Raw genomic sequence first — 11,856 nt, forward strand, 5'->3', positions numbered from 1 at the left:
TATTCGGTGGATGAGGTCTGTGGTAAAATATGACGCGCATGGAAAAGACCGAAATTCGGCTGGGGTGGCGAGGAATGCCGCTGATCCGGTGCCCCGGAAATCCGCCGGGCGCGGGCGCCCCCGGTCGGCGGATCGGGGACAGGTCGTCAGCTGCCGTCTGCCGGCTGAAGAGCTGCGGGCCTTCGATGCGCTTTGCGTGCAGCTTGGCGCGAAATCCCGCTCGGACGGGGTGCGGTCGGTCGTGCGGATGGCCTCGGGCTTCCTCGAATTCAGCCGGGAGGACAGCGCGCGTCTGGAGGAGATCCGCTACGAGCTGGCGAAGATCGGCACCAACGTGAACCAGATCGCGCTGGCGGCGAACCGGGGCCGGGCGCCGATGGTGCGGGCGCAATGGGCATCGGTCGAAGAATTGCGCCGGTCACTGCCGATGGTGGCGAAGGCGCTGAGCCAGATCATCGCGGAACGTCGGCGGCAGGGCGTGGCGCTGTTCCTGAAGTTTGCCGAAGGTCAGGCAGGCGCGCGCCGTGGTTAAGCCTGGTTCGCGGCCTGTTGGCCTCGCTCAGGCGGTTCTGGGCGATCTCGATTTCCTGCGGCCTCGGCAGGGGCGGGTGAAGGCGAGGTCATCCTCCCCCTCCCGGCAGGGCTTCCGGTTCTCAGCCCGGGCCAGCCAGCTGTGGCGCTTTGCCCTCGGCTCGCATGCCGCGGTCATCAAGAAGATCGGCAGGGGCGGCACGGCCAATGCGAAGGAGCTGGCGACGCAGATGGATTACCTGTTCTCGAAATCGGCCGCGATCTTCGGCAATGGCGTGGTGCTGGATGACAAGGCCAGGGGGCTGACCCGGGAAGAGCGCAGGGAGATCGTGGGCGACTGGGTGGAGGATTGGCGAGGGTCTCCCAAGAACGGGCACACCAGTCATCTGCTGCTGAGCTTTCCGTCCCATGTGCGGGCCGAGAAGGCCACGCTGATTGCCGAGGCCTGGGCCTTCGAGATGTTCCAGTCGGGCGAACATCAGGACGATGTCTGGTCCTATGTCGCGGCGCTGCATACCGACCGGGCGCATCCGCATGTCCATATCGTGGTGAACAACCGGGGCATGTTGAACGACAGCTGGTTCTTCATGGCCAGGGAGCATGCGTTCAACCTCGACAGGATGAAGGAGCGCATGGTGGCCATCGCGGCCGAGGAAGGCGTGTTCCTCGATGCCACGTCCCGGGCGGAGCGGGGGCTGCTGAGCTATGGCCCGTCGCGGGCAGAGATCGAGCGGGCACGGACGGAAGGCCGGGCGCCGGAAGAACGACCGCGCGAGGGCCGGGCGCTGGAGGATGCGCTGGCCACTCTGGCGCGTACGGCCGACACCATGCGCAGCCTGCACCATGTGGCAGCGCTGACCGGGTTGCCGGAGATCGGGGAAAAGATCGCCGAAGCGGAGGAGGTGCTGCGGCGGGGCGGGGTGCTGCATCCCTTTCCGGCCGAGGCGGCGACGCTCGAGCGCGCTGATCTGGAGCAGCATTTCAGCGGGTGGATGACGGAGACAGAAGCCAGGATCCGCAAGGCACCCATGGCCGAGCGGAAGGACCTGCGGGATGAGCTTTATGGCTATGCCGTCGACATCGCCCGTGGCCTCGGTGATGCCCGCGGCGCGCAGCTTCTGCAGATGATGCCGCAGTCGGTGATTTACGGCATGGCGCTCGATGGCGATGTCCTGATGCGGGGCAAGCTGGAGACGACCCTGCAGCCCGGGGCAACGGAGCGGCTGCGGGACGATATCCTGGCGGGTGCCGCCGCGATTGGCCTCAGCCGTGATCACATCGCCAGCCGTCTGGAAACGGGTGCAGCGAACGCCTGGGAAGAGCGGGATTGGGTGCGCAGCGATCTTCTGCTCCTCGCCGGACGGGAACGACTGGACCTGCGCGACCCGGAGCAGGGACGGCGCATGGCCGGGGAGCTGCAGGGGTTTTATGACCGAGCGGCGGCGGCGATTGACCATACCGTTACCCATGAAACCGCGCCTGAGAACGACCGGCTTGTGCGCGCGCTGCGGTCCATGGGACGCATCATGCAGGCCGAGGGCAAGGTTGAGTTCCGGGGGGATGCTCATGCGGAGCGCTTCGCGGGGGAATTGCGGGCGCGATATGGGGCGGGCATCGTGACAGACCTCGCCGCAGGCCGGACAGATGCGCTGGCGCAGGATGTCGGGGATCAGGCCGAACGCCACCGGATCGCCCGCGCAGTGGTCTCAGCCGCGAAATCGCATGTCGCCTTGGGACTGACTTTGCGTGAGGTGGCAAAGGCAGAGCGCGATTTGGCCAGACAATCGGAGCGCAAGGGCGTGGCGGACTGGGACCTGTGATCCGGTCCAGGTGCGCGCCGCCCCCGGTTTTCTCCTTCGGCTCTGGCCACGGTCAGCGTGCCCGCCATTTTGTCGCCAGGCACGGCTGCCATATCTTCCTGACAAGCCACAGCCGCTTCGATAGGCTGGTCGTCAAAACAGTACTGCTCGGCGGGTGAGACGTGGCAAAGAGTCGGATCGATGAGGCATTGGCCGCCCTTGCGGCTGCGGGCGACGATGGCTTTGGCGCGCGTCGCGATGTTCTGGAGCGCATGAGTTTCGACCTCTTGCATCGTCCGGCCCTGGGCGGCCAGATCGTCGCGCAGCTCTGTGCTATCGAAACGCCTTCGCCGAATGACGAGGGCCTTCTGGATCTGCTTGGCGCAGGCCTCGATGCCGCCCGTATCGCCAGGGAAAACGGCAAGGCGCGCGGCCAGACCTTTCTCAAGACTGTCGAAGACACGCTTGATCTTGCGCGGCGACAGGGGCGGATGACGCCTGCTCACAACCTCATCTTCGCCCAACTCTGGACGCGCAATGGCCTGACCGCCCCGGCTTCTCTGGAGTTGCACCGCCAGGGCGTCATTTTAGAAAATGGGCGACGTACGGCCAATCCCGTCGAAGGCGAAGCCCTGCTTGAAGGACTCTTCACCGAACTGATCCAGCAGGCAGAGGGCGATCCACTCGCATTGCACCATGCGCTGACCGAAAGTTTCCCGGCCATGCCCCCGGAGATGCGCGATCATGTGGTGGCCTATTCGGTGGGTCGAAGCGATGCGCTCCATGCCGATCTGGCCTGTTTCTGGCTGCTTGACCCGGCTCCACATATCCGCCTTGCCGCAGCGCAAGGCCTGGCTGATCGTCTTGCGCGCGGCGACCTTCCGGGGCGCATTCTGGCGACATTGGTCGTTCTGCGCAGCTGGATGCCCGAGGATGCGGCACGGAGAAGCGTCGATCAGGTTCTCAAAGAGGCCATGCGCAAAGGCGTTGTTGCTGACCCGGACGTGACCCCATGGAAGATTCATGGCATCCGCATGACCCTGCCGGATGGGGGTGGGGCGCAGAGCATCGGTGTCGCGCTGCAAGCAGGATCGCAACGCAAGATGGCGATGCTGCTCCTGAAGCAGGGGCAAGGCGTAAAGGATGCCTATACCATCCCCTGTGCTACCGCCCGGGAGCAGAAGTCGATCATTGAGCGCATGTCGGAAGAGGTTGGCGCATTGACCGGGACGACCGACTGTTTGCGCCGGGCCGTGTCTCTCGCGTTGGCCGATGGTCTTGCCCGCGATCTGCCGCCAGTGCCGGGGTTGATCGAGGTGGCGCGCCTCTGCGGCCTCGACGGGCTGCGCCCGGAGCCCAGATCGACGCCGGATCTTATTGCCGACATGGGATCGTTCGCGGCAGTCAAGGCGCTTCCCTCACGTCAGCAGGGTGCCCTGATCATGGCCAGCGAAGACTGGTGGGATCGGCACGAGATCATCGAAAGCTGGTTCGAGGACAGCGATGAAGCCCATGCGGTCCTCGACAAGGCGCGCAGCGCTCGCTCGGCAGAGGTCGCGCTCTGGAAATGGCTCGAGACCCGGCGCGACTGGTGGGCCCGTATCATGGCCCGCAGCGCCGATGTGCTGGAGAAAAGCCTTCATCCGGATGCGACCGGTTTTGTGGCTTGCGCCACCGCGCTTCTCGAAGGCCGGGAGCTGAAGAAGATCCCGGTCATGCTCGACATCCATGAGCAAACGATTGAGGCCTGGGTGCGGGATGATCCGGATTTCGATCCGGAGGCATCGCTTGAGGATCTGGCCGAAGCGGCCCCCGAGCCCGAGAAGAAGGGTGAAGTTGCCGCGCTGCTGCGCGGAACGGGCCTTTCGTCTGACTGGCTTGATGGCTACCTGACCGGGATCGTCATCGCGCCGAAAATCATCATGCCGAACCAGTGGCTGCCCCGGATTCTGGACGCCGTCCTTCCCCGGATCGACCCGTCCCGCTTCCAGCGGTTCATGGACCTTCTGATGATGCGTGCCCAGGCGGTTGCCGAAAGAGCGTCCGAGCCCGCCGAGTTCGCGGCCTCGATATCCAGTCGATCGAAGAAGGCGCAGGGCGATTGGGCATCCGGGTTTTCTGAGGCCCTGGACAGGTTCCAGTCGGCATGGCCGAAGAAGGGCATGACCAAGGAGAACCGAAGATTGATTGAGATTGGAGCGACTGGCCTGGCCGGTGCCGATCTGCCTGAACTCGCGGCTTTGATCGCGGAACGGCAGGCGAAAAACTCAGGGTGAAGATAGGGCGAGAGGCGTCGCGAAGGGCGGATTGCGGACATTCGCTGCATTTGCAAAGTGAAGAACAGCCCATGGAAAAGCGGACATGACAGCTTTGTTTTTTTCACTGGGAGTCAATCTCAATTGCAAGCGGAGGCACGCTTTGATAAGCAATCTAAAAGAGAAATGGGGCTGGTTGACTAGTGCAATTCATTGAGCATGGCCCGGACATACCAGATGAATTGCTTCTGGCCCTGGATGAAGGCCGAGTCGTATTCTTCTGTGGCGCTGGCGTCTCACGGGCTAAAGCTAAGTTGCCTGACTTCTTCGGCCTAGCAGATCAGATCCTAAAGACACTTGGCGTTCCTGACGACTCCGCGGCGGTCAAGATTTTGTCTGAGGCCCGCGAGATAGAAGGGCGAACCGGCGTGCCGGGTTTGATTTCAGCCGACCGAGTTTTCGGTCTGCTTGAGCGCGACTTTCTTGAAAGAGACATTGAGTCTGCCGTTGCGCAAGCCCTTGACCCGCACAAGGTGAAGGATTTCGACCCTGAGAAGGGTGTGGACCTGTCGGCACATGAAATTCTGCTGGACCTTGCTACGACCAAGGATGGTGTAACGAAGCTAGTCACGACCAACTTTGACCGATTGTTTGATGATTGCGGGCGAGGATTGGAGGCGTGGCAGCCGCCAAGGCTACCCGACCCGGCAAGACCGGGGGACTTGCATGGGATCGTCTATCTGCATGGCCGTGCTACGGGTGACTACGATGGGGCTGAGGGCGATGGGTTCGTTTTGTCGAGCGCTGAATTCGGGCGTGCATACCTTGCAGAAGGTTGGGCAACCCGCTTTTTCAAAGATGTGATCGATCGCTATTCCGTGGTGTTCGTTGGCTACAACGCGGACGACCCTCCAGTACAATATCTGCTGGAGGCCCTGAACAAATCATACGGACGGTTGGATGAGGCCTACGCCTTTCAGTCGGGTGATGCGGACGATGCGACGTCCCGCTGGGAGCACAAGGGTGTGACCGCAATCCCGTTCTCCAAGGACGACTACGCAAACTTGTGGGATACCCTTGAGGAATGGGCTCGGCGCGCCAAAGACCCGGAAGGTTGGCAGGTAAAGACCATAGCGATGGCCCAGAACGGCCCAGAAGCCCTTTCCCCCTTCGAACGCGAACAAGTCGCCCACTTGGTTTCGACTAAAGAGGGCGCACGCAAATTTCTTGAAAGTGATCCGCCTGCGCCAGCCACGTGGCTTTGTGTCTTTGATAGCTCAATTCGCTATTCAAGGCCGGACGTCGTTCGATCCGGCCAAGACGAAGGAAAAATAATTGACCCATTTTCCTTCTACGGATTGGCAAGTGACCCCACTCCCACACCGATAAGTCCGGAAGACTTCCACCCGAAACGTGAGACGCCAACAACGGTGTGGGACGCGTTCGAACTTAACCGTCGGGACCGCAAGGAACTGCGGGACGAACACATTACAACTATGCGTGGCGGCCAGTCCCTATACTCGGGGCAACTGCCAGATAGGATCAATATTCTCGGGCTTTGGGTTGGAAAGGTCGCCAACCAAAATGCCGCCGTATGGTGGGGCGCACGGCAAGGCGGCTTGCATGGCGGCATTCAGCAACGGATTCGATGGAACTTGGAAAGGGCCGACGCCAATTGCGCCCCGCACATTCTCCAAGCTTGGCACTATCTTTTCGACCACTGGCGAGCTGGAACAGACACAGACCGCCTTGATTGGTACCGCTTTGCGGATGAAATCAGAGTTTTAGGCTGGAACAGTACAACGGTTCGAAAGTACGAGAAGCTTTCGCGGCCACGAATGACAGCACAACACAACTATTTCCGCTCTAAACTGGCACCACAGGTCGATGATGAAACGAGCCTTGGCGACTTGATCCTTCTGGATTTGGCCTACACAGAAGACAGCCCCGAAATCGCGATACCGGACCAATGGTTACCCGATGTTGTTTCGGCCCTGAAACGGAATCTGGATATTGGAATACAGCTAGAGACTGAGCGTGGGCACTACAGATGGCTGAACATTCCGCCAATCATGCCTTCGGACGACCCCGACATAAGCGACTATGCACGCAATGAGGGGTTTACTGGTGCTGTGTTGTCCTATGCCGCCCTGTTCGAACGTCTGGTGGAACTGGACGTTGAGAAAGCACGAAGGGAAGCCTCGACATGGCCCACAGACGACGACAACGTGTTTGCCCGGTTGCGGATATGGGCGAGCCGGTTCGAAACGCTGGTTCCCAACGAAGACTTCAACGACTTTTTTGAGTTGGTTAGTCGCGATGCGTTTTGGAACATACGACACCAGCGCGACCTGTTGCTTACTTTGCTCGAACGCTGGGCAACACTGCCAATACCCGCAACGAGACGGATAGAAGAGCGCATCCTCAGAGGCCGGGAACGGTGGGAAAACGAGGCAGAGCACGAATTCGTTCAGCGGTGCGCTTGGGACATCGCCGAACGCCTTCATTGGCTTCGTTCGAGGGGATGCAACCTGAACGTCAATTACGACGAAGAAATTAAACGGCTTCAAAACGCTGCACCTGATTGGTCGCCAGAACATGCCGAAAATGCCGACCGGTCATGGGAAAGCCGTGGTGGAACGGTACGTACCGAAACAGAGCATAGCGGCCTTCTATCTGAGCCACTGTCAAATGTACTTGCAAAAGCACAGGAGATCGGCGGACGAACCGGGCTGGCACTCGTTGACTACGACCCATTCTCGGGCTTGTGCGCGAGGCACCCTATCATGGCGCTTTCTGCCTTGCGGCTAGAAGCCAAGCGCGGCGAGTACCCGGAATGGGCTTGGCGGCGTTTTCTGCGTTCAGAGATCCGAAAAGATGACAATGGCCGCTTAAAGAATTTCGTAGCCGAACTTGTCATTTCGGCGGACGATGAAGCCTTAAAGGGCATCGTATACCCTGTGTCCGAGTGGTTTCTTTCAAACACTGAAAAGCTTCCCGACGAATGCGTTCCCACTTTCGAGCGGTTGACTACGCGCCTACTCGGCTTCCTGGCCGGCAATCCAGACGCGGGCGGCTCCGGCGTTGTTCGCGGCAATCGCGACCCTGATTGGGCGACAGAAGCTCTAAACTCGCCTGCGGGCAAAATTACCCAAGCATTGTACCACGATCCGCGCCGCCAAGACCTTGAAAAAAACCAAGGACTACCCGCAGAATGGCGTACAATGGTTGAGGGTGCGTTGGCGTTGCCCGGAGACAATGGCCGCTTCGCCCTAGTCTTTTGTAGCTACCTCTTGAACTGGTTCCACTACGTCGATTCCAACTGGACGCAAGAAGAGCTCCTGTCTGTCCTGCGAACAAACGACGCTGAAACCTTGGAGGCCTGGTGGACCGGCTATCTTTGGGGTGCGCGTAACCTCCCTAGCATTGACCTGTTTCAAGTCTTGAAGCCACACTTGCTGGCGAAAGCTGCTGGTCAGACCTACGAGGAACGGAGCAACCGCGACAAGCTAGCCGGACTGGTGCTGGCAAGCTGGGGGCGCCCTGACCCGAAGACTGGTGCCGAACGCATTTCTGACGACGAATTCCGCAAAGTTTTGTTCGATGCGGGAGATCGTTTTCGGTCTCGAGTATTGTGGCAGCTTGAGCGGTGGAGCGAAGAGGATGGCGAGAGTGGGGAGTTTTGGAAGCCTCTCCGAGAACGTTTCTTACGCCGAGTCTGGCCCATTCAAAAAGCGGCCCGGACACCCCACAATTCGGCTCGCTTGATCGAACTTGCATTCTCTGATGAAGATAGCTTCATCGCCATTTCAGACGCAATATTGCCTTTGATAAGCAAGATCGAACGCGATCAAATCATGTTACCTTCTATCCGGCGTGGTGAAGGGAACATAGTCGACAAGTACCCAGAGCGCGTACTGGAAATCCTGCACTTAGCCCTTCCCGAAGACGCGAACATTTGGCCCTACGAGATAGACGCAACCATCGGGCGCATTGCCGTTGCGGATTCATCACTCCGAGTGGATCCTAGGTGGGTGGAGTTGAACAGGCGCTGGAATTCAAGATGACTAATCTTTGAAAGTCGGCTTCTCCGGATAACTGGCAGCACCATTTCATTTTGGCGAACGTCCGCGATTCGGGCTGCGACAGCAGCATCAAAGACTTTGGCTGAGTGGCTGGTTTGGGCCGGGAGCGGCTATGGTCGCATTGGGCGGAAAGCGGTTGGTAAGTGATGCAGCATGGCACTCACAGCGAGCTTGAGTAGCGGTCATTCAGGCACCACGCAGAGCAGTCGCTCCCTTCGGCCCATCACAGCGAGACAGGCCAGTCCGTCGGGCAATCTCGCGGATCGGAAGCCCGTGCCGCAGCCGAAGCTTCCGGATGATGTTCATTAGTCCCATGTGAATCGTTTCGTCGCCCCCCATCGCTCAACGCGCGCGGGAAGGGTCACGTGGGTCAATTCTCAATGGAAATTATGTGCCCACTAGGGTCATTTTTGAGTGGAAATTAACAGCCATGGGATTGAATCAATGACTCTCAGAAACAATATCCAATCCGTCAAAATTAGGGCAAAGTTTTTGATCAATTATGAACACAGAAAAAAGACCATCACCAGTCATCTGGCTATCGATCTTGAAGCCAGTTACCCGAAAGCCCGGATTTATGGCATCGGAAATGGCTGGTGAAGCATGTGCATGGACACCCGTCACAAGTCTTCCAACAGTACTCTCATGATCATACTGGCGGTCGGCCACCTTGACCTGGATTTGACTGTCCATCCCAATCGGAACCCCCACAAAAACCTCTAACTCCTCATAAATTCCATCATGCATGTTTGCAAACTCCAAATACTCCCAACCACGCGTTCTCAATCCCTCAAATTGATTGGGCAACATTTCCCGCTGCGTAAGGCAGATCCATTCGGTGTCGCTGGGATACAACCGCTGCTTGAAGAACAGTGCTATGGATCGAAAATTACTTGTCCCTTCAATGCGCCGCAGGGGAAATACTGTATGATCGATACTATTTGCCTTATCATCAATAATAGAAAAGTCAGCATACAGGGCGAAGTCACTTTCGTCGACAAACTCACTGATCACGAGATGAATACATTCAATTCCGTCGGTGGGCACTCTATAGAACGTCTTATGAAAGTAATAATCAGACAATCGCCCACGATCACCCACTGAACTTCTCGAGAGGCTTTGAAGCTCAAGGTACGCATACGTCCTCTTGGAAAGCTGCTTACTCATTCTCATGCTGGCCAAGATCGTTGCTGAGTCGCGAACTTGGTCATAGCTTTGCGGAATCGTGGCGCGAGCTTTGATTTTGGCTAGATTGCTAATCTGGCTTTCTCTGAGTTTGATTTCATGAAGCTTTGCTATGACATTATTTCTAATTATCTCATGATCGTCTTTATTCGATCCAATAGCATTAACTGCTTGCAGAATCTCGAGCGTTCCCCACCTGTCTGGTAAATTTACAATATTTTCACCATGAATGCTTTTCATGGCAGGCGCCATGTTTCCGTCTATCGCTGAAGAAAGAATTCGTGAAGCATATTCCTTTAAGCTAAAGCCTGAATTCTGCTCTTCATGTGTTCTCTTGTCGAATGTAACGCCGAGTATTCGGCCCCCAGGGTAGCTGTCGGAAGACAGACAACCTGTGGGGAAATTTTCAAACAGACCGCCATCAAGGAGATGGGCGTTAGGTTTGGATTTAAAGCCGCGAAAGGCGAGAGGTATAGCACAAGTGTCAACTAAATTTCCGGCAATGTCACGAATGAGCTTTCCGTTCAGTTCTATCACCTCAGCCTGCGAGGTATTGATGTTTGTCACGATCACCGAAGTCTTGCAGGTAAAATTTGGAGTCTGATTGTCCCGATAGCCAGTGGTTTCAATAAGTATTCTTTGGAATAACGCTCGAACGCGATGCTCATCAGCGAGCGAACCACCCCTGGCAAGTTTAACCAACCCCCAAAATCCCAAGTCAAATGACATTATTTCTGAAAGAGCCGATTTAGCCTCCTGACTGCCGAGGTAAGCTCGTAGCTTTTTCATGTCACAATCCAATCCGAGAAGGACTGCCGCCAATCCTCCCGCAGATGAACCTACTACTTGGGAGTACTTAATGTGACCCGCGCTTCGCATGTTTTGGAGCGCCTCAACTGCGGCCAACAAGGTCACGAATTTTGCCCCCCCTCCTTGGAAGGCCACTCTAAAATCTAGAGGCTCAGTCACTATTTGTTTACTCCCGTTACCCTAGCCTTTGTCAGATGGCAAAGCCCCCATATCTAATGCAGGCAAAGATAAGGAGAAGCGTCATGTCTGTGCCCAAATTTCCGCTTTTTGGTATGAAGAAACTGCTCTAGCAGAGATTCCCCATGCGGCGTTCCATTTGTGATGAAGGTGACCCGACCTTGTGCGCTAGACAAGCGTTTTCTGCTCGGAGCGGAGTCCGTGGCCTGTCCAGTCCCTCATCGCTACTATCGTGGCCGAGTGTTTGCTGCGTAGCAAGATGAACGGCAGCTTCCGAGAGCGCGGGAAGGCAGCACAAGTCGAGGTCGACCGGCGGCTATGGGCCGGTCTCGATCACGGGAAGTCACGGCCCCTACGCGAACGCGACTGAAATCTCGGATGGGAGCTTTGAGGGACAGGCTGGAAACAGGCGGCAAAGCAACTCCAGAGCTCTGTCGGAACGTTGCCGGATTTCTGTGGCGTCAGGGGGCGGCATTCGGCCGATCACCCGGCGGATCTGCAGATCACCCAGCAGTAGCCCGAGATAGATCTCGGTGATCTGCGCAGGGTCGTCGCTCTCCATTGCCCGGTCGAACAAGCCGGTCAACTGTGGCGCAATAGAGCCGCGCCCAGTTTCGGCAATGATCCGACCGAGATCGCCGCTGGGGTCGGCCGCCGCCGCCCGGTTCAGGGCAACAACTTCCTCGCTGGTGAGAACCGCGATTAACCGGGGGCCGAACTCCTGCAGGGCGGCAATCGGATCACGGAATGTGGCGGCCGACATCAACAGCCCGTCACGCAGTTCCTCGATATTGGCCTGCACCATCGCGCGGAACAGGCCCGGCTTGTCGCCATACCATTTGTAAAGCGTTTCAAGCGAGGCTCCAACTGCCTTGGCAACAGAGGCCATCGTTGTCGCGGCATAACCATGCTGGACAAGCAGCGCCAGCGCAGCCTGCTCGATCTCTTTTCGCCGCGCCTTCTGTGCTTCTTGCCGCATGTACCTTCGCTCCTGAATGTCCGCGTTGACAGGAT

6 protein-coding genes are annotated in these 11,856 nt (G+C 57.9%); 4 read left to right on the forward strand and 2 right to left on the reverse strand.

Annotated elements, in window-relative coordinates; genetic code table 11:
- The first annotated feature begins 88 nt into the window (after positions 1-88).
- The 4 genes from mobC to C8N34_RS17855 all read left to right on the forward strand — a co-directional run bounded on the left by mobC (position 89) and on the right by C8N34_RS17855 (position 8,652).
- A complete protein-coding gene (gene mobC / locus C8N34_RS26930) occupies positions 89-532 on the forward strand; it encodes a plasmid mobilization relaxosome protein MobC (protein ID WP_233557371.1) in 444 nt (147 codons plus the stop codon).
- Positions 525-2,351: a relaxase/mobilization nuclease domain-containing protein gene (locus C8N34_RS17845; protein WP_146177483.1), complete on the forward strand. Its 1,827-nt coding sequence runs from the start codon at positions 525-527 to the stop codon at positions 2,349-2,351. Before mobC ends, C8N34_RS17845 begins: the two co-directional genes overlap by 8 nt.
- Positions 2,352-2,512: 161 nt before the next feature.
- Positions 2,513-4,606, forward strand: coding sequence for a UPF0149 family protein (locus C8N34_RS17850; RefSeq protein WP_145693641.1), 2,094 nt, complete (start codon positions 2,513-2,515; stop codon positions 4,604-4,606).
- A 182-nt stretch (positions 4,607-4,788) separates the two neighbouring features.
- The gene (locus C8N34_RS17855) at positions 4,789-8,652 is read left to right on the forward strand and encodes an SIR2 family protein (RefSeq protein ID WP_108129899.1); all 3,864 of its coding nucleotides are present in this window, start codon (positions 4,789-4,791) and stop codon (positions 8,650-8,652) included.
- Positions 8,653-9,111: 459 nt separating this feature from the next.
- Here the strand turns inward: C8N34_RS17855 and C8N34_RS17860 are convergent, their stop codons facing one another.
- Positions 9,112-10,824 carry a patatin-like phospholipase family protein gene (locus C8N34_RS17860; protein ID WP_338419722.1) on the reverse strand — a complete coding sequence of 571 codons (1,713 nt, stop codon included), beginning with the start codon at positions 10,822-10,824 and terminating at the stop codon, positions 9,112-9,114.
- Positions 10,825-11,194: 370 nt separating this feature from the next.
- Positions 11,195-11,821 (reverse strand): TetR/AcrR family transcriptional regulator, encoded by a 627-nt coding sequence (locus C8N34_RS17865; RefSeq protein WP_108129901.1) that lies wholly within the window; start codon positions 11,819-11,821, stop codon positions 11,195-11,197.
- Positions 11,822-11,856 lie beyond the last annotated feature (35 nt).

Source organism: Gemmobacter caeni (assembly GCF_003054195.1).
Lineage (GTDB): Bacteria > Pseudomonadota > Alphaproteobacteria > Rhodobacterales > Rhodobacteraceae > Gemmobacter > Gemmobacter caeni.